This window comes from Flavobacterium sp. GT3P67 (assembly GCF_004349155.1).
GTDB classification, from domain to species: domain Bacteria; phylum Bacteroidota; class Bacteroidia; order Flavobacteriales; family Flavobacteriaceae; genus Flavobacterium; species Flavobacterium ranwuense.
In genome coordinates this window covers 1-19,823 of sequence record NZ_SMLF01000010.1, presented here as the reverse complement: position 1 = coordinate 19,823, position 19,823 = coordinate 1, and the positions used below count along the sequence as shown (strand labels likewise).

General features: G+C 34.5%; 13 protein-coding genes. 9 read left to right on the top strand and 4 right to left on the bottom strand.

What is annotated here, in order from left to right:
• Positions 1–61 precede the first annotated feature (61 nt).
• The 6 genes from glyA to E0H99_RS14700 all read left to right on the top strand — a co-directional run bounded on the left by glyA (position 62) and on the right by E0H99_RS14700 (position 5,638).
• Positions 62–1,336 (top strand): serine hydroxymethyltransferase, encoded by a 1,275-nt coding sequence (gene glyA, locus E0H99_RS14725; protein WP_131997205.1) that lies wholly within the window; start codon positions 62–64, stop codon positions 1,334–1,336.
• A 136-nt stretch (positions 1,337–1,472) separates the two neighbouring features.
• A complete protein-coding gene (locus E0H99_RS14720) occupies positions 1,473–2,066 on the top strand; it encodes a tRNA-(ms[2]io[6]A)-hydroxylase (RefSeq protein WP_131997202.1) in 594 nt (197 codons plus the stop codon).
• Positions 2,067–2,262: 196 nt separating this feature from the next.
• Positions 2,263–2,823: a helix-turn-helix domain-containing protein gene (locus E0H99_RS14715; RefSeq protein WP_131997199.1), complete on the top strand. Its 561-nt coding sequence runs from the start codon at positions 2,263–2,265 to the stop codon at positions 2,821–2,823.
• 29 nt (positions 2,824–2,852) lie between these two features.
• Positions 2,853–3,305 (top strand): response regulator, encoded by a 453-nt coding sequence (locus E0H99_RS14710; protein ID WP_235832138.1) that lies wholly within the window; start codon positions 2,853–2,855, stop codon positions 3,303–3,305.
• A gap of 11 nt (positions 3,306–3,316) precedes the next feature.
• Complete coding sequence (locus tag E0H99_RS14705; RefSeq protein WP_131997196.1) at positions 3,317–5,113, top strand: sensor histidine kinase; 1,797 nt, start codon at positions 3,317–3,319, stop codon at positions 5,111–5,113.
• A 27-nt stretch (positions 5,114–5,140) separates the two neighbouring features.
• The gene (locus E0H99_RS14700) at positions 5,141–5,638 is read left to right on the top strand and encodes a GNAT family N-acetyltransferase (protein ID WP_131997193.1); all 498 of its coding nucleotides are present in this window, start codon (positions 5,141–5,143) and stop codon (positions 5,636–5,638) included.
• Between the two features lie 9 nt (positions 5,639–5,647).
• On the opposite strand, the gene E0H99_RS14695 is transcribed toward E0H99_RS14700, so the two are convergent.
• Both E0H99_RS14695 and E0H99_RS14690 read right to left on the bottom strand, forming a co-directional pair.
• The gene (locus E0H99_RS14695; protein WP_240723497.1) at positions 5,648–6,169 is read right to left on the bottom strand and encodes a GNAT family N-acetyltransferase; all 522 of its coding nucleotides are present in this window, start codon (positions 6,167–6,169) and stop codon (positions 5,648–5,650) included.
• A gap of 131 nt (positions 6,170–6,300) precedes the next feature.
• Positions 6,301–6,870: a pentapeptide repeat-containing protein gene (locus tag E0H99_RS14690; RefSeq protein ID WP_131997187.1), complete on the bottom strand. Its 570-nt coding sequence runs from the start codon at positions 6,868–6,870 to the stop codon at positions 6,301–6,303.
• A gap of 897 nt (positions 6,871–7,767) precedes the next feature.
• Here E0H99_RS14690 and E0H99_RS14685 point away from each other — a divergent pair.
• The 3 genes from E0H99_RS14685 to E0H99_RS14675 all read left to right on the top strand — a co-directional run bounded on the left by E0H99_RS14685 (position 7,768) and on the right by E0H99_RS14675 (position 15,633).
• Positions 7,768–11,835, top strand: a complete 4,068-nt coding sequence (locus tag E0H99_RS14685; RefSeq protein WP_131997184.1) for a LamG-like jellyroll fold domain-containing protein — start codon at positions 7,768–7,770, stop codon at positions 11,833–11,835.
• 93 nt (positions 11,836–11,928) lie between these two features.
• On the top strand, positions 11,929–13,251 hold the full coding sequence (locus tag E0H99_RS14680) for a hypothetical protein (RefSeq protein ID WP_131997181.1): 1,323 nt from the start codon (positions 11,929–11,931) through the stop codon (positions 13,249–13,251).
• Positions 13,252–13,434: 183 nt separating this feature from the next.
• Positions 13,435–15,633, top strand: coding sequence for a TonB-dependent receptor plug domain-containing protein (locus tag E0H99_RS14675; RefSeq protein ID WP_131997178.1), 2,199 nt, complete (start codon positions 13,435–13,437; stop codon positions 15,631–15,633).
• 227 nt (positions 15,634–15,860) lie between these two features.
• Here the strand turns inward: E0H99_RS14675 and E0H99_RS14670 are convergent, their stop codons facing one another.
• Positions 15,861–17,324, bottom strand: coding sequence for a glycoside hydrolase family 130 protein (locus E0H99_RS14670; protein WP_131997175.1), 1,464 nt, complete (start codon positions 17,322–17,324; stop codon positions 15,861–15,863).
• A gap of 950 nt (positions 17,325–18,274) precedes the next feature.
• On the bottom strand, positions 18,275–19,823 hold a 1,549-nt coding region (locus E0H99_RS14665), incomplete at its 5' end, for a T9SS type A sorting domain-containing protein (protein WP_131997172.1).

Sequence of the window (19,823 nt, the reverse complement as noted above, 5' to 3'; positions counted from 1 at the left end):
ATCTAACTATTAACCAAACGTTTTTTTGTATTTTTGCATCATATTAACGAAAATCAAAGAAATGCAACGCGACGAACAAATTTTTGACCTTATTCTAGAAGAACAAGAAAGACAAATTCACGGATTAGAACTTATTGCTTCTGAAAACTTCGTAAGTGACGAAGTAATGGAAGCAGCCGGTTCTGTTTTAACTAACAAATATGCTGAGGGATATCCTGGCAAAAGATACTACGGCGGTTGTGAAGTAGTTGATGTTGTGGAACAAATTGCTATTGACAGAGCCAAAGAATTATTTGGTGCTGCGTATGCAAACGTACAGCCTCACTCAGGTTCACAAGCCAATACAGCTGTGTTTTTTGCTTGTTTGAAACCAGGTGATAAAATTTTGGGATTCGATTTGTCACACGGTGGGCACTTGACTCACGGTTCACCAGTAAACTTTTCTGGCCGTTTGTACAGCCCTGTTTTTTATGGTGTAGATCAAGAAACTGGACGTTTGAACTATGATAAAATTCAGGAAATTGCGACTAAAGAGCAACCAAAATTAATTATCGCAGGAGCTTCGGCTTATTCTCGTGATATGGATTTTGAACGTTTCAGAGTAATTGCTGATAGCGTAGGAGCTATTTTAATGGCCGATATTTCTCATCCTGCTGGGCTTATCGCCAAAGGTTTGATGAATGATCCAATTCCTCATTGTCATATTGTAACTACTACAACACACAAAACATTACGTGGACCTCGTGGAGGCTTGATCATGATGGGTAAAGATTTCGAAAATCCTTGGGGATTAACCACTCCAAAAGGAGAAATCAGAATGATGTCTACATTATTAGATCTTGCTGTTTTTCCTGGGAATCAAGGTGGTCCATTAATGCACATTATTGCTGCAAAAGCAGTAGCATTTGGTGAAGCATTGAAAGATGAATTTTTTACGTACGCTTTACAATTGCAAAAAAATGCAAACGCAATGGCTGATGCTTTTGTAAAAAGAGGATACCACATTATTTCTGGAGGAACAGACAATCATATGATGTTGATTGACCTTAGAAACAAAGGGATTTCTGGAAAAGAGGCTGAAAATGCATTAGTAAAAGCAGAAATTACCGTAAATAAAAACATGGTTCCATTTGATGATAAATCACCATTTGTAACTTCAGGAATTCGTGTAGGAACTGCAGCTATTACCACTCGTGGCCTGGTTGAAGAAGATATGGAAACTATTGTTGCTTTAATTGACAGAGTATTAGTAGACCACACTAACGAAGATGTTATCGAAGCTGTAGCAAATGAAGTAAACGAAATGATGAGCGAAAGAGCTATTTTCGTATATTAAATAAGTTTTAAAGTTTTAAAGTCATAAAGTCGAATGTCTTGAAGTGGAATTATAAATTCTATCTTTTTTGATTATTGATTTTATGACTTTTCTTTTAGCTTTATGACTTTCTACTTTCTAACTTTAAGACTAAAAAATGTCTGTACTAAGATTAAAATTACCAACCGATCCCAGATGGGTCAATATTGTAGAAAAGAACATTGAGGAAATCTTGACTGATCACGCTTGGTGTGAACAAAAAGCAGCCACAAATGCCATTACAATTATTACCAATAATTCAGAACATCAAGATTTAGTGAAAGATTTATTGGCTTTGGCCAAAGAAGAAATCGATCATTTTGAGCAAGTTCACAATATCATTATTAAGCGTGGCTTGAAGTTGGGTCGGGAACGCAAAGATGATTATGTGAACGAATTGTATTTGTACATGAAAAAAAGCAGTGATGGAAGCAGAGTTTCCAGTTTAGTGGAACGATTATTGTTTTCAGCAATGATTGAAGCCAGAAGTTGTGAACGTTTCAAAGTGCTTTCGGAAAATATAAAGGATGAAGAATTATCTGTTTTTTATAGGGATTTGATGGAGAGCGAAGCGGGACATTATACCACTTTTATTACCTATGCGAGAAAATATGGTATAGGAATAGACGTTGAAAAGCGTTGGAGAGAATGGCTTGAATTTGAAGAAAATATTATAACAAATTACGGTAAAAACGAAACAATTCACGGGTAATTTTTTATATTAACAAGTTTGCTTGTGATTATAAGTAAATAACGGATTATTTAAGAGTGTTAATAATCAGTTATTTATATTTATTGCGTTCTAAAGAGAACAATGTTTTATATTTTAAATAAATTATTTGTTACAGATTAATATTTTTTGATTTACTTTTATGACTAAATTTTAACTTTAACACTGGTGTATTGATATGAAGCTCAATTTTAATTATGATGGAAATATTGCTTGTAAGGCAATATTGCAAGAGCAATTAGAAAAATTCGATATTAAATATCAACTATTGGATTTAGGACAAATTGAAATCGGCGATGATGTTTCTGAAGATGTTTTGAAAGAACTTCAGGTCAGTTTATCGAAGTATGGGATTCAGATTATCGATAATCCAAAAGGGCAATTAATTCAAAAAATTAAAGATGCAATAATTGAAATTGTCTACGAAAAAGATAAATTTCCAAACATAACGATATCTCAATATTTGTCAGATAAACTGAACTTTAGATACGGTTATATTACTAATGTTTTTTCGGAATATACATTTACATCTATTGAGAATTTTATTATTATTCAAAAGATTGAAAGAGCCAAAAAACTAATAATTGAAGAGAAACTTACCTTAACCGAAATTTCTCATGAATTAAACTATAGTAGTGTTGCTTACTTATCAACTCAATTTAAAAAAGTAACAGGATTAACACCCTCAATGTTTAAAAGAATTGTAGGTAAAAAGAGAGAGTTATCTAATAACGATTAAATAAAATTATAAAAACACCCCAATATTTTATGATTACACACCAAGATTCAATGCATATTCTTTTAGCTGACGATGACGAAGATGATCGCAATTTTTTTAGTGAAGCTATACAAGAGCTTAGGATGAATAATAAGTTGACTCTATTTAAAGATGGTAATGATCTAATGGATTATTTAGTGCATCCCGAAATTAAGTTGCCTCATGTTTTATTTCTAGATTTGAATATGCCCGGAAAAACAGGGATAGATTGTCTGAAAGAAATTAGATCGAACACTCGTTTTAAAGATGTTTCGATTGCCATATATTCTACTTCTTCATCAGAAAAAGATATTGAAGATACTTTTGTAGAAGGTGCAAATATTTACATCAAAAAACCCAATGATTTTTCTAAATTAAAAGAAGTAATCAAAGAGGTTGTAAATATGAACTGGCAATTTCATACCTCAGGTTTAAATATTGAAACTTTTTTCTTTAGTATATAACATAGGAATAAATGAAAATTTTAGGACTATATAAAAACTCTCAAGTGTTTAAAATAGCTTTAGCTATTGCAATTGTAGTTGTTTGTTATATAGCCTCGATGTTTTATTCCCAAATGAAAAAGCTTGATTCAACGGTTGAATTAATTGCAAAGTCAAATGATACACAACTTGAATTAGAAAAACTTTTATCCGTAATCAGTAATTACGAAACCAGCTTACGAAGTTATATCATCACAAAAGATGAAACCTATATTGAAGACCGGTTTTTGAGCAGAGGCAAAATTGAAGAAAGCATAACAAAGCTAAAGCTGTTAACTGTAAATGACACCGCAAGAAATAACGATATAGGCCGATTAAAAAAACTTATTGATCTTAGATTCAAACTATTCAGGAAAACATTACTTCTGGCTAAAAGTAAAAATTCTGGCCCTTTAGCATTAAATGAGATGTTACTGGAGAGCAGCCATGTTACCGAAATGATGAAATCCTTTGTCACTAAAATAATATTTTCTGAAAGTACAAAAACGGAGTTTGAAAATAATAATCATCAATTTGAATTACAAGATTCAATCATTACAGCTTTTTTATTAGTGATTCTTTCTCTTCTAATATTATTGCTTTCGTTCCAAAAAATGAATGTTGACATTGATGAACTCAAAAAGGCAAATGACCAATTAAAATTAGTAAATGAGTCCTATAATACTGCTGAAATGACAGCAGGTTTTGGACATTGGATGGTCAATGTAGGGACTAATAAATACACTTTTTCGGACAATCTTTTTCGGTTAATGGGAGTTGAACCCAATGCATTTGAACCAAATATAGAGAATGTAATTCCATATATTCATCCGGATGATTTAGAATATGTGGCTAAAGTACATACGGATTCGTTAGTAAGTCATCAGTCTACTTCTATGATATTTCGATTTTTGACTCCAAATGGGGATGTTAAATACATTATGGGCGTTGGTAGTTTTACTAAGAATGGAAGTGGTGATTTGATAAAAATAGGGGTGAACTATGACATTACAAGTCAATACAAAAAAAACCTTGAATTAGAAGGAAACAATAAAGAACTTAAATATATTAATACGGAACTCGAGGCTTTTAATAATATTGTAAGTCACGATTTGCAGGAACCGCTTCGTAAGATTCAAATGTTTATCTCCAGATTAGAAGGAAAAGAATCAGATTTGCTTTCATCTCAAGGAAAAGAATATTTTTCAAAAATTCGTGTAACGGCTAATAGGATGCAGACACTATTAATTGATTTAGTGAACTATTCCAGAACAATAAAAGGCGATAAAGTTTTTGTTGAAACGAATTTTAATAAAATTATTGAAGAAATACTTCAAGATTTAGCCACTAATATTGAAGATAAAAAAGCCATTATTACAATTGGAAATTTACCTACAATAAAGGCGATACCTTTTCAGGTTAAACAGCTTTTTATAAATTTAATTTCAAATTCTCTTAAATACAGTAAAGAAAATAGTACTCCAGAAATCAGTATTACGTCTAAAAAAATTACAGAAAAAGAAATGCACGATTATAAAATAGCCAATAAAAAGGATTATCATAAAATTGTCATTGCAGATAACGGAATTGGTTTCAAACAAGAATATTCGGATAAAATATTTCTATTATTCAAGCGTTTAGAAACGGATCCTAAATATTCAGGAACTGGACTTGGTTTGGCTATTTGTAGTAGAATTGTAGAGAATCACAAAGGATTCATAAAAGTAAAAAGTAAACCAAATTTTGGAGCCAAATTCTATGTTTTTATTCCAAAAGGAGATTTGCTTTAATTTTAATAATTTGACCAATAAATTACAATGTTACTACTAACTGAAGCTGCAATAGAGGACTTTAAAATAATTCGAGAAATTGCCTATAAATCCTGGCCAAGTACTTATGGTTCTATTTTGTCGAAAGAGCAAATTGATTATATGCTCGATTTGTTTTATTCTGAGAAAACCTTACTTCAAAAATTAAACGAAGAAGGACATCGTTTTTTATTGGTAAATGAGGGTGAACTTTGTCTTGGTTTTGCTTCATATGAACATAATTATTTAAACGAAAATTGTACTCGCCTGCACAAAATCTATTTACTACCTGAAGCACAAGGAAAAGGAGCGGGTAAATTATTGATTGAAGCCATTGAAAACATAGCAAAGGAAAACCAATCAGTTGTAATTTCATTAAATGTAAATAAATTCAATAAAGCCATTTCTTTTTATAAAAAAATAGGATTTGAAGTCATTTCTGAAGAAGAGATTCTATTGGATCACGGCTACAAAATGGAAGATTACAAAATGGAAAAGAAGCTATAATTACTTTGGTTAAAGCAATAATCTAAATCCAAAAACAGAAAGACTTCCTTGCATAAAATCTAAATCTTCGGATCTTTTAAAGCCCAAATTCTCATACATTTTCCAAGCAATCTGCATAGCCATTGTAGTATGTATAACTATTTGGCAATGTTTTTTAGCTTTAGCTTTTGCGATGCATTCCTGTATCAAAAGTTTGCCGATTCCTTTTCCTCTGGTCGAAGGGTTGACTGCCAGTAGTCTAAATCCGGAAGTGTTTTTTTCTTGAGTAGCTATTCCTTCTGAGCCATAATATTGCATATCACTAAAATAAACAATACCTCCCATTATGTGATCATCAGCAGAAACCGCTATTAAAAGTTCGGTATCAGGTTTTTGGGTAAGCTCTCCAATGTTGGCAAGCATTTTATAATAATTTGGTTGTTCTGATGCTGTTGGGAATCCCTCCAATTGGGAATAAACGGCAACCATTAATTTTCCAATTTCCTTGAATTCACTTAGTTTTGCATTTCGTATCGTGTATTCCTTGGTCATAATTTTATTGGTGAAATTAGTAATATGTCTGACTATTTATCTTTACTATTTTTACAATTAAAACCAACTATTTAACAGTTGAACTTAATTTGACAGTTAAAAATAGTTATTCTCAGCGGTATAAAGTACTATTATTGCACTAGAATTTCATGTTTATAAAGCAAACCCTTTAATCCTTCTAAAGCAAAGACTGCTTTTTTTAATTTTGTTATTTTCGGATCAATTGTATAGTTGTAGCTTGTTTTGAAATTTGATTTATTAGCAATTGCTTTAGCAAATTCAGAACGGTATAAATCGCAATTATCAAAAATGACTTCGGTCAAATCAGTACTCATAAAATCAACTGCAATGATGCTACAATTAGTGAATGAAGTTCCTTTTATCTTTAAAGTATAAAATTTAGAGAAATCCAAAATGCAATTGTTAAAAGCAATCTCGAAAATTAATTTGTCACACATGGCAAAATTAACTCCTTTAATTTCACACCGATTAAATACTACGGTTCTAAAAGCTACATAATTTATTTTGGCGTTGTTAAAAATACAATCATTAAAGATACAGTCTATAAAAGTAACAGCTACAAATACACACTGCGAAAAATTGCAATTAGTAAAGGTACAGCATTCAAATTCTTTAAAATTGACCTCTTCTTCATCATAGATGCTATTTTCGTATTCAATATCAAGGAAATATTCAGGCATTTATGGTTTTTAAATTTCAGAAAACGATTCTACCCAACAAAGAAACAAAATTCTAAATCTATAAAATTCAGAAAAGAGAATAATTATTGTACAGAGGACAGATGTTCGTATCCGAAATTGTAATAGTTGGTAAAAAATAGTATTGATGTTTATATAAAAGAAAAAAACGAAACCGTTATTGTAAAGTTTCTTTCAATAGAAAATAAGTTGAGAAATTATTTAATTTGTAGGTGTCTTTTTTTGGTAAGATAAACAATATAAGGTGTTTATGACATAATTTCTTATGAAATAATATAGATTTGTGAGTTGAAAACTCCATCGTATTTACTTATGATAGAGTTTTTTTTGTTCTGAAAATAGCCGGAGACGAAGTAGACATGTGAAGTGGAATAATATAAGTTGCGTAATCTACCTGATTCATTTGTTAAAGAAGCGAAACAATAGGAACTAACTAGTTTATCTCCTTATTTGCTCTATCGATCTCATTAAGAACGCAGTAAATTTCTTAAGAACTTTCCTGTTTCATTTTCAATTTTTGAAGATTTAGCGAAGCAATCAGTATTTGCATCATTAGATTTTTTTTAAAACGTAATGTTTTAACAATAAAATAGCATTTAATATTTTTTTAAAGCACTTCTAAATAGAATTACTGTGTGTTCGAGCACATTTTTTACACTTTTTCTTGTTTGATTAAATTTTTATTTATAGTTTTGATTTCTGTTAAAAAATTGTTAAACAATTTGTTAGGTCATTTAGTGTTTGTTTTGTCCTGTTTACTGGGTTGAAAAAGAGTTTAAATAGTAATTTATTTCTTTAAAAATGGAATCCAGCCATTAAAACAATCCCTCAATAATTGACTTTGAATCTCAGCATTACTTAACCTTAAAATTTTAAATTATGAAAAAAACACTACTGATTTCTTTACTTTTAGTAATGAATTTGTCCTATTCTCAAAAAGGAGAAGAAGAAAAAGAGGAGGATATAAAATACGAATTAAAGCACAAAAGCCAAGCTTGGTTTACAGGAATGAAACCAGGAGCTAATTATTTTAAAATCAAGGAAAAATTTGATGCCTATTTTGGAAATCACAGATGGGAGGAGAGTAAATCACGGGAGATAGGGGAATCTTGGATAAAAGAAAATATTTTCTATTTGGATAAAGAGGGCTTGGTGCAATCGCGACCGCCATTTGATGCGTCGAGATCGAATATTGGAACCAATAACGTGTTTTCCGGAACAACAACTAACGCTATTGGTAGTTGGAGTTTGATTGGACCTGTGAATAGTGCCACTACAACCTACTCCGGAAGAGGAAATCATGGAGGCTATGTATATCTCAACAGGATAGATCCTACCAATCCCCAAAAAATGTTTGCTTCATTTGTGACTGGAGGATTATGGATGACAGCAGATGGGGGTACGAGTTGGACAATAACGGATTCTAATTTTCCTGATGAAGCATATAGGGATATTGATGTTTGTACAGGCAGCCCAAATACGGTATATGCTTTGAGTAGTAAACAACTCCTAAAATCTACAGACGGAGGATTGAACTGGACTTCTACAACATTAACGAGCACAACCTATACAGGTACAGCCTATGATATTGCGGTATCTCCAACAGACCCAAATACGGTTGTTGCAAGATGGGGTGATAAAATATACAGAACTATTGATGGAGGAACAATTTGGACTAGTATAGTTACTGGTTTGCCTAATTATTATGTTGTTGGAGATTGTTCTGCAAATAGCGAAATGTTAGATTGGAGCACAACAAATGCGACTACTGTTTATTTTATCAGTACTACAAACAATAATGTATCGACTATTTACCGTTCCACTGATTCAGGACTAACTTTTAATATTTTGTCAACCATAACTTTAGATCCTACCGCAAATGGTCAGGTAATAGGCTGGGCCAAATTATTACTTCCTTCAAATAATGCAACTTCCATTTACGTTGCAATTGGTACTGGGTCAGATTCCTATGGTCACCACGCGGTACAATTGTATAAATTAAACGCTACTACGGGTGTACAAGAACTGAAACGGGTTAATATGATTTCAGGAACTTTTCCAAACGAGGTGCATCATGGTGATGTTTCAATGGACAGAACCAATGAAAATAAGTTAGTATTTGGGTCATACAGCCACCAGAAAAATTGGTTTTCGATAAATAATGGAGCTTCATTTACAGAAGCCACCACCCCAATACATTCAGACCTTCGATCCATGGATATGGTCAATAACAGAGTGATGATAGGAACAGACGGAGAGTCAGTCCTGTCTTTAGACGGGGGAAATACGAATACAACGATAACAAATAGTATCAGTAATCATGAATTATGGGGTTTCGGTTCGGCTTTTAAAACCAATCTTGTAGCTGGAGGAGCCAATCATGGACCGGTAATGATTAAAGAAGCGGGCAATGGATTTGAATGGTATAATGGAACTGGAGCCGATCAAGGCAATACTGATGTAAATCCGCTGGACGACAGATATGTTTACAGTCAAGGATATAGCAATTACAGATATTTTAGAACAGGAGTCCATACTTTGATAAACGAGTCTAATTTTCTGGATTTAGGAGGTATTTATTCTTATTTTAATTCAATTGAATTCCATCCGAATTATTATTACTCCATGATTACGCACCATGCGGGGCAGTATCCAACAGGAAATGCAAATCTTGCCACTTGGAAAAATTCGCTTATAAAAACCGAGGACAACGGGAATAGCATTGCCATAGTTAAAACATTTGCCAGTCAGGTTTTTAGGGAAAAAATATGCATGACCGACCCGAAATATATGTATGTTATCGAAGGATTGAGTAACAACAAGCTTTGGAGAACTTCAGATGGAGGTGCAACTTGGACAAACATAACACCATCTCTTGCGGCTAGTAGTAATATGACCAATATGTCTGATATCGCTGTTAGCGATGTTGACCCGAACCAAGTCTGGATTACTTACAGTGGTGTACAATCGGTATGCAAGGTGTTAAAAACTAGTAATGCTTTGGCAGGGACTCCTTCCTGGACTAATCTTACCCAGTCTGTTTTGACAACGAATCCAAATACGAAAATTGTTTTTCAAAGAGGCTCAAGTGGCGGGGTATATGTAGGGAATAAAAGCGGTATTTATTACAGAAATAATACCATGCCTAATTGGGTTATGCTGGGGAACGGATTGCCACAAACAGATGTTCGATTTATGTTTATCAATTATAATGAAAACAAGCTAAAAATTGGGACATCAAGAGGTGCTTTTGAGAATAATTTATATGAAATTTCTCCGCCTAAAGCTCAAATTTCTGCAAGTAAAAGTAAAGTAACCTGTTCTCAGGTTGAGAAAGTGCAGTTCAAAGATTATTCAACCGTTCGTAATGCAAGTGCCACTTGGTCATGGAGTTTCCCTGGCGGAACACCGGCAACATCAACGCTTGAAAACCCTGAAGTTTCCTATGCCAATGCACCTAATGGTAAATATAATGCCACACTTACGGTAACAGATGCTTATGGAACGGATACCCAAACCATAAATGAAATTGTTGAGGTGTTGAATCAATGCGGAACCTCGGCAGTAGAAACCGTTCCCGGAAAGGCTGCAAATCTAAAAGGGGCAGCAGGGCAGGATTATCTGGACGTTTCAAATCTAAGCCTTAGTAATAATGCTTTGACTTTTTCTTGTTGGATAAAACCAAACGGAATTCAAACCGATTATAGCGCTGTTTTTATGGCTCAAGATTCTCCAAATGCCTTCGGTATGAATTTTTTGGGCGGAAATAATACGGTTGGGTTTCATCCCAATTGGAGTTGGAGTTCGGGGTTAATTGCTCCTGCAAACCAGTGGTCCCATGTTGCATTGGTAAGCAACGGGACAAATGTAACGATTTACGTCAATGGTGTCGCGAGCAGTGTAGCTGGAACGATTCCAACAGAAACTATAACAAACCTATTCTTGGGAACTTATGGTAAAGGGTACAATAACCGCGTTGCTAATTTTCAAATAGACGAGGTTTGCTTTTGGAACAGGGCTTTATCAACAGATGAGATAAGAAAATGGAGGCACTTAACAAAAAGCAATGCCGGAGATCCAATCCTAACAGGATTAGTTGCGTATTATCAGCTTAATGAAGAGTTAGGCTCAATATCGATGAACAAGGCAGGAAGTGGTTATTTATCATATAGGGGGTCTACCTTTAGCCATGATATTTCTACCGCTCCAGTATTTGGAGGAGTGAGTGAGAAAATAAGCGTTACGTCTAGCGGAGTGAAAAATTTCTCTACGACAGGATTGTCCATGACGTTCGCAAATCCCAAAGTGCCCAATGGGGATGTTTGGGTTTCTAAATCGACTGTCAACCCAGATGCATTACCAGATGCGTTATTAAATTTCAATACCTATTGGGCCGTAGATAATTACGGTGTCAACCAATTATTTACCAAATTATCAGCATTGAAATTTACTGATAATGCGTTGAATACTTCGTCATCAGTAGCAAGTACGTATAAATTATATAAAAGAAGTATCAATGATTTCGGTGCAACTTGGGGAACGGCTTTGGATACTGGCGATTCCAGAACCGGAACCGGAACGAGTGCCGCAATAACATTTTCAACAGGACTTACTTTGACTTCTCTGGGACAGATGACATTGAGTCAAAATGCTTCAGCTTTAAGACAAGATGCTACACTTTCGGTAAAACAAAATCAAATTAAAGCTAACGAAATGCCGATCGTATATCCAAATCCTTTAAAAAGTAATACTCCCCTAAAGATATCGGTACCCGCAGAATGGAAAAATTCGACAGTGTTTGTATTTGATAGTCTAGGAAGGTTAATGGTAAATGCTACATTAAAAGAAGGTGTAAACGAGATGTTACTTAATGTGCCTACTGGCGTTTACTGTTTAAAAATTGTCAACCAAAATGATAATTTTAGTGCAAAACTCCTTGTGAAATAATACAGTCTGTTAGTTTAAAATTTCCTCAATCTTGATTTTTTGGGATTGAGGGTTTTTTATAAAACTCTAATAATTAAAAAATATAATTATATAATGAAAAATTCATGCTTAACTTATTTATCATTAATGCTATTTGTGCAGGTTAATGCCCAAACTAGTATCGATACAATACGCCCTTCAAAAACCGAAGTGGTGAACCCAATACACAAAGTAGATTTCAACAACGGGAATCAATGTCCTGAACGCAAACAAGGAGGGAACCCACAAATGGTAAACGGGTATCAGGTTTTTAATGGCTCCATGGATGGCAACCGGCAGGTAGATCCGCAAGTGGCTGTGGGCGGTGGCTATGTGTTGGAAGGAACTAACAGCGGACTGATGATTTATAATAAAAAAGGGGAATTTGTTCAAGGTGTTTCCCAAAAATGTTTTAACAATGGGATAGATCCCAAAATGTTTTTTGATATCCACAACAAGGTATTTGTTTTTGATTTGTGGTGGTATTACGATGCAGCCAAGACAAAACCGGTAAATATTTCCGTTTCGGAAACGAGCAATCCAACTGGTGCATGGAATATTTATCCCGTTTCAAGAACTGAGGAAGTCGATGGCGGTGGCATTGGCTACAGTAAAAAATGGATCGGTTATTCTTATCCCGGAGGAGAAGAAAATACTTTTGTTTTACGCATGGCTGATGCCAAAGCAGGAAAACCAGCTACCATTTATCATTTTAAAGGAAGTTTAGGACATCCCGTTTTTGTGCAGGATGCGATTGATGATTTGTATTTTTTTGCTATTGAAGACGATCAGTTTGTAATCCGAAAAGTATCAGAAGATGCAAATGGGCACCCATATTGTCTGGTTGTATCCCAAAAACCACACGGTTTAAAATACATCGATTATCCTCCCCAATCTCCACAAAAGGGTACGGAACAAAAAGTCTCCAGCGGTGATCGAAATCCCAAAAACGTGGTGTATCAAAATGGAAGTATTTGGTTTTCGCAAGCTGTTAATTGTGAAGGACGTTCAGCCGTACAGTGGCATCAGATAAATGCTGTTACAGGGAAAATAATACAAACAGGATTGATTAAAAGTGACACCACTAATTACATACAGACAACGATTGCCGTAAATAAAAAAAATGATGTGTTGATTGGTTTTCAGGAAGTAAATGAAAATTCATTTATCAGTCCGCGATTTGCTTATAGAAAGGGGAAAGATACTTTAGGGACAATAAGGGAAATCGTGAGTGCAGGAGAAGGCAAAGGAGCTACTGATGGAGTGGCGTGGGGAGATTATAGCGGTAGTATTATTGATGGCGACAACCTCCTTGATTTATGGACCATACAAAGTATGGCCAATATAAAAGGAAAAGGGGAAACTGTTATTGTAAAAGTTCCTTTCAAAGGGAAATAAAGTGAGAGGCTATTTAGCTAACAGGTGCTTCTCGCTAAGAAAGTAATTTGAATGTGCCACATTTTTTTCAACCAAAACCAAAAAAAAATGAACTATTTTTAATTCTAAACGGTATATTCGTGTGCCCTTAAAAGAGGTTGTGCGTAAGGATTTTAAATTTTTAAACTAATTGATTATATAAGCATGAAAAAAACTATAATTCTTATGGTTTGTATTTGTTCTTTGGCGGGATTTTCCCAGACAAAAAAAGACACCATAAACTCAATAGGATTAGATGAGGTGGTTGTAAGTACGCAACGATTTGCAAAACCAAAAAGAAAAATCACACAACAAATTGAAAGTATTTCTAAAAAAGAAATCGACTTTAATAACTTCCAGTCCAGTGCCGATGTGTTAGGAAATTCGGGGACTTTAGCAGTTCAAAAATCACAACAAGGCGGCGGAAGTCCCATTATTAGAGGCTTTGAGTCCAGTAGAATTTTATTACTCGTTGATGGAATCCGAATGAATAACTTAATTTACAGAGCTGGACATTTGCAAAACATAGTTACTGTTGATAAAAATATGATCGAGAATGTAGATGTGCTTTTTGGACCATCGTCTACTATTCACGGAAGTGATGCGCTTGGCGGAGCCATTTATTTACAAACTAAAAACGCAAAATTGCTTTCTGATACTGATAACAAAAAATTTAGCGGAACGGTATTAACAAGTTATAATTCAGTAAACCAAGGAAAATCAGGTCATTTAGATTTTAACTTCGCGGGTCAGAAATGGGGTTCCTTAACTTCATTCTCTTATAATGATTATGGGGATTTAAAAATGGGAAAACATAAAAATGGTTCCAATGACTTTTTCGGAGAAAGACCCTTTTATGTGGTAACCAATGATGGTGTTGACACTAAAGTAGCCAATGACGACAAATATGTGCAAAAATTTTCTGGATACAAACAATATGATTTTATGCAGAAAATTATTTTTCAGCAAAATAACAGGACGCGACATAGTTTAAATTTACAATATTCTACCACATCCGACATTCCGAGATATGACAGGTTAACTGATTTGGGTTCAAATGGAAAATTTAAATCTGCAGTTTGGAATTATGGCCCACAAAAAAGATTGCTTTCGGCTTATAAATTAGACAAAAAGAAGGTGTTCTTGAACAGTGATATGAATTTAGTTGCCAGTTATCAAAACATCGAAGAAAGTAGAATTACCCGTAATTTTGGTAATCCAACACAAAGTTCCAGGATTGAAAAAGTTTCGATATTTGCCATCAATTCTGATTTTAAAACAAAAATAGGAAACGGTGATTTTATTTATGGGGCCGATGTATATTATGATGATTTGAATTCTTCGGGAATTAAAAAAAATATTTTAACTAATGCTGAAGGCATCGCCGATTCGCGTTATCCGGATGGAAAAAACAATACTTTTAGGGCCGAAGGCTTTGCGTCTTACAGTAATGATATTAATAAAACGGCCTCGTACAATGCTAGTGTCAGAGCGGGTTACACCGCTTTAAACAGCGAAATTTCTACCAATTTTTTGAATTTACCTTATACTAACGTATCGCAAAAAAACTTCACCTATAGTGGTGCCGTTGGAATTGTAAATAATGCCAGCGAGAATACAAAAATTGCTTTTAATTTAGCTTCTGCATTTAGAGTTCCAAACATTGATGATTTAGCAAAAATATTCGAATCGGCAGCAGGAACTTTGATTGTGCCTAACAAAGATCTGAAGCCTGAGAAGTCGGTAACAGCAGATTTAAGCATTACTTTTTGGGAAGGAAAGCGTTTTCAGTTTGAAAATGTTTTTTATTACACGAGACTTTATGATGCAATTGTTACAGCTCCTTTTATGCTTAACGGTCAATCTTCTATTAGTTATGCAGGCGCAAACAGTCCGATATATGCCAATCAAAATCAAGGAAAAGGAAGTATTGTCGGAATTTCCTCGACCTTAAGAAGTTATATCACAAAATCGTTCTTGTTTTATGGAACTTTCAACTTTACTAACGGCAGAGCCCAAAATTCGAAAGGTGAGTTTCCTTTAGATCATATTGCACCATTCTATGGGAAAACAGGTTTTAAATATGAAAGTAAACGAGTAAATCTGGATTTATATATGTTGTATAATGGAAAAAAAGAGTTGAGCAATTACTCGCCTAGTGGAGAAGACAATTTGCAATATGCTCCAAAAAATGGAATGCCGTCTTGGGAAACCTATAATTTGAAAGGATCATTGTCATTATTGGAACAGTTCACTCTTTACTCGGGTATTGAGAATATTTTAGACACACAATACAGAACTTTTGCCTCTGGAATTAATGCTGGTGGAAGAAATATTTATCTTGGCGGGAAATACAATTTTTAGAGCATATTGTAAAAATCGGTCAATTTGACCGATTTTTACAATATGCTATATATGGATATACTTATAAGCCTGATTTACAAACTTCTATTTTCGATTCTATTTTTACATTCTCCTTTTTTGTTAATTGTAAAATAAGGATTCGAAGCTTCTTTTTTTAACATCACTTTCTACAAAGCATTTGATTTCGTCAATGAAATCAGTAAAGACATTAATGCCTTAAGTCATCATTAACTTTTCTTCAAAGCCTCGATTAATTCTACTAAATCGACTACACCATAAGTAGATGAATAGTCTGATACAGCATAAGGGAGTATAAGGCTGTTGTTGTGAATAATCGAACCGCAAGAATACACTACATTAGGTACATAACCTTCCCGTTCATCTTCCTGAGGTGAAAGCAAGGGCTCTTTAAGTCTTCCAATTTCCTTCGAAGGATCATCAAGATCAAACAGCGAAGCACCTATGCAATATCGTCTCATGGCACCTACGCCATGAGTAATAACCAACCAGCCTTCTTCGGTCCAAAGTGGCGATCCACAATTTCCAATTTGTGTAAACTCCCATGTATAACGTGGCTCTTGGAGGATAACTGGATCATTCCATTGCGTAGGTCTTTCGGAATACATAAGGTAATTGTTAACACCATCAATTCTGGACAGCATAGCATACTTACCCTTGATTTTTCTAGGGAATAATGCTAGGTTTTTATTTTGAGCACCGATTCCATATAAGGGCATTACACGGAATGTATAAAAATCTTCAGTAGAAATAAGTTTTGGTAGGATAACATGACCATTATAAGCCGTATAAGTTGCCATTACTTTATCTGATTTATCATCATCCACAAAGCGCACAAAACGAGCATCTTCAATACCACGGCTTTCAGAATCAGATATCGGAAATATAACACGCTCGGTGATATCAGAATCGTGTTTGAATTGCAAATCATAAAATGAATCCGCCAACCACATTACTTCTTCGAGTGCCGTTCTCCTCTCTTGGCGGATCATTGGGTCGCTTAATGCTTTATTTACCACACTTTTTAATACGGCATACTCAAATTCGCCCGGCAGGTCCTGCATGATACGGGTTGAGTATTTGTCCGAAGTATGCATTTCTACCAATTTCATCAGAAATCGTTCTTTGTTGTATAAGGTTTTGTGTACAATCTCTGCTTTATCAATGTTATTACCAATTTTCATCACTCGGAGATTGTTATTTTTATCCAAGATTCCCCTTCTAAAGACAATGGATGAGATATGACCTTCCCCGGTAGCACGGAAAGAAATGATGACACGTTTCTCTCCTTCTTCTAGATCCGACTGATCGAAATCTTCCACAATGGAAGGGTTGAAAATGGCGGCAGATTCTATAGCATACTCCATTGTACAGTAGGAACCGATGAGCATTTTTCGTTCCTGGGACAGACCGTCATAATCGATTTGCATCCCTTCAATTATTCCCCTAATTTTTTCGCAATGCTTAAAAAATATACTTGAAATATTTCGATGGCGTCTGGCAAATTCACGAAGTGTATGTTCTAGTGTTTCTATGACTTGTTTTTCATCCAATATCATTATGCGGCTCACCATCTGTTGAGTCCGTTGATCACCATTCATAAAATACCGGGCAACAACCCTCTTGGAATCAGGAGTGAATATTATATTTTTTCGGATTACTGGAACTCGCATAGCTTTATTTTTAAATTATAATAAAATTAAGTGCGCTTTTTTATGTAGTGATAAAAAGTCGTTTAAGTATGTTACCTCGCAACTCGTTCATGTTTTATATGAACCTACAAGGGTATTTGTTTGAAACGTATCCATTCTCGCCCCGAATTACTTCTATTTCTAAACTTGTTCAAAGAATGTTGATACACAAGTCAAGTGGTTGATGAAGAAGATCAAATTATTGAAATGCTAACGCAAAAAAAATTATTTTTTTTTCTGAAGTTATTTGTTGACGTTTTTAAGTCTCAACCTATTTCAGGATGAATCACTTTAAGAAGTTGGGGATTTTGGAAGCTCAAACTTCAATTAAGTGATTAATTCAAAATTACAAAAAATAATAATAAAATAAGTGTTAATATTTGGTTTACAATGTGAATGCTTTTTTTAAGACCTGATGATTGATGGGAATCGAATTTTAAATATTGATTTCGATTAGCTCTATCCTTCAAACTTTAAAAGAATAAAGTCGTCTCACAAGTAAGGTGAAGGCTTTTAATTTCTCTTATAAAGATTACCCAGCATTTAGAATCAATAGTATAAGTTGTAAAAAAGTATAAAATAGGAACGTATTTGAAAATAGAAAACCCAAAACATAAGTTCTGGGTTTTCTTTTGCAGAGAAAGAGAGATTTGTTTCTCTTACAATATGTCAGTTTTTGCAGTGTTCTGTAAACTATTTTTAAAATAGGGTCACGATTTTATTCTTAGTTTAATTTATTTAGGAAAAATAATAATGTAATCTATTACTATGAATATATGATTAATGGCTTATTCCATAACATTTTTTTTGTGTATCACTATTTCAGTGCGGGACAATTTAAACAAAAAAAAACCTCGAAAGTAAAACTCTCGAGGTTTAATGTATACTATAATCCTTCTCAATATTTTATAGGACTATTTAATTATTAAAAGTTATTTAGAAGACATTACTTTTTTCATACTACTTCCTCTATCAGTAGTCAGTTTCACAATGTAAACCTGCTCTTGTCCTTTGTATGTATGAAGATGTAGCATGATTTCTTTGTTCAAATAACTATTTGTCTCAGTTTTTGAAAGCACCAAAATTCCTTGTACAGTAAATACTTCAATTTTCACATCTGATTCATAATCAAAGTCGTATCTGATTGTAAGAACATCTTTGAAAGGAACAGGATAAGCTGTAAAATCAGCTGTCGGAGTTTTCGTAACTATTGATCTTGCATTTGGATCATTTTTGTCACGTAAAGTAACAGTTCCTTTCAAGATACAATTATTGGCATCTTTTACCGCCCATTTGTATTCTCCTATAGCTAGTCCGCCAAAGAAATTGGATGTTTGGTAAGTCAATCCGTCATCTTTAGAGTACATCAAGGTACCGGTTCCTCCCGTGGCGTTCACCGTGATTGAACCATTAGCATCACAACAGGAAGGATTTACTGCTGCTATAGATACCGCTATTAATGTCGGACTTACTAAAGTAACAGTTCCTTTCAAGATACAGTTATTGGCATCTTTTACCGCCCATTTGTAATCTCCAGCGGCTAGACCGCTAAATAAATTAGATGTTTGGTAAGTCAATCCGTCATCTTTAGAGTACATCAGTATACCTGTTCCTCCAGATGCTGTGATACTGAAAGATCCATCGGTTCCTCCATTACATTTAGGATTTACTGGTGTTGCTGATGCAACTATCATTGGTGGATTGATTAAATTAACCATTCCTTTCGAAATACAGCCATTGGCCTCTTTTACCGCCCATTTGTATTGTCCCGCAGCCAGTGCATTAAATACATTAGATGTTTGGTAAGAAACTCCATCATTTATAGAGTACATCAATGGAGCTGTGCCTCCTGTAGCGTTCACCGTGATTGAACCATCGGCCCCACCGTTACATTTAGGGTTCACAAGAGTTGCTGATACGATTACAGCTGGCGGAGTGGTTAAGATAAATGTGCCTTTCAATAAACAATCATTGGCATCTTTCACTCTCCATTTGTATTCTCCTGCAGCAAGCCCTGTAAATACATTGGATGCTTGGTAAGTCACTCCTTGATTGATAGAGTACATTAGTGTACCAGTTCCTCCTGAAGCATTAATGGTGATTGAACCATCGGTTCCACCATTACATATAGGATTTACTAGGACTGCTGATGCCACTAACAATGGTGGATTGGTTAAAGTAACCGTGCCGCCTGTAAAGATACAACCATTCGCATCTTTTACCACCCAAGTGTACGTACCGGCTATGAGACCTGTATACACTTTTGGAGAGGTTTGTGCTACAAAGCCGCCGCCATTGAAATTCACCATATATGGGCTTGTTCCACCGCTAAATGTTAGCGTAATTGAACCATCTGGTTCATTACAACATCTAGGATTTGCTGGTGTTGCTGAAGCTACAATCGCTGTAGGGATAGTGATGGTCACTGTTCCAGTTTTGATACAATTGTTGGCATCTTTCACTCTCCAAGTATAGGTACCT

Excerpts from the sequence above, each read along its gene's own strand:
- E0H99_RS14715 (WP_131997199.1), top strand. The coding sequence starts at position 2,263 with ATGAAGCTCAATTTTAATTATGATGGAAATATTGCTTGTAAGGCAATA.
- E0H99_RS14700 (WP_131997193.1), top strand. The coding sequence starts at position 5,141 with ATGTTACTACTAACTGAAGCTGCAATAGAGGACTTTAAAATAATTCGA.
- glyA (WP_131997205.1), top strand. The coding sequence starts at position 62 with ATGCAACGCGACGAACAAATTTTTGACCTTATTCTAGAAGAACAAGAA.
- E0H99_RS14680 (WP_131997181.1), top strand. The coding sequence starts at position 11,929 with ATGAAAAATTCATGCTTAACTTATTTATCATTAATGCTATTTGTGCAG.
- E0H99_RS14685 (WP_131997184.1), top strand. The coding sequence starts at position 7,768 with ATGAAAAAAACACTACTGATTTCTTTACTTTTAGTAATGAATTTGTCC.
- E0H99_RS14705 (WP_131997196.1), top strand. The coding sequence starts at position 3,317 with ATGAAAATTTTAGGACTATATAAAAACTCTCAAGTGTTTAAAATAGCT.
- E0H99_RS14710 (WP_235832138.1), top strand. The coding sequence starts at position 2,853 with ATGATTACACACCAAGATTCAATGCATATTCTTTTAGCTGACGATGAC.
- E0H99_RS14675 (WP_131997178.1), top strand. The coding sequence starts at position 13,435 with ATGAAAAAAACTATAATTCTTATGGTTTGTATTTGTTCTTTGGCGGGA.
- E0H99_RS14670 (WP_131997175.1), bottom strand. The coding sequence starts at position 17,324 with ATGCGAGTTCCAGTAATCCGAAAAAATATAATATTCACTCCTGATTCC.
- E0H99_RS14690 (WP_131997187.1), bottom strand. The coding sequence starts at position 6,870 with ATGCCTGAATATTTCCTTGATATTGAATACGAAAATAGCATCTATGAT.
- E0H99_RS14720 (WP_131997202.1), top strand. The coding sequence starts at position 1,473 with ATGTCTGTACTAAGATTAAAATTACCAACCGATCCCAGATGGGTCAAT.
- E0H99_RS14695 (WP_240723497.1), bottom strand. The coding sequence starts at position 6,169 with ATGACCAAGGAATACACGATACGAAATGCAAAACTAAGTGAATTCAAG.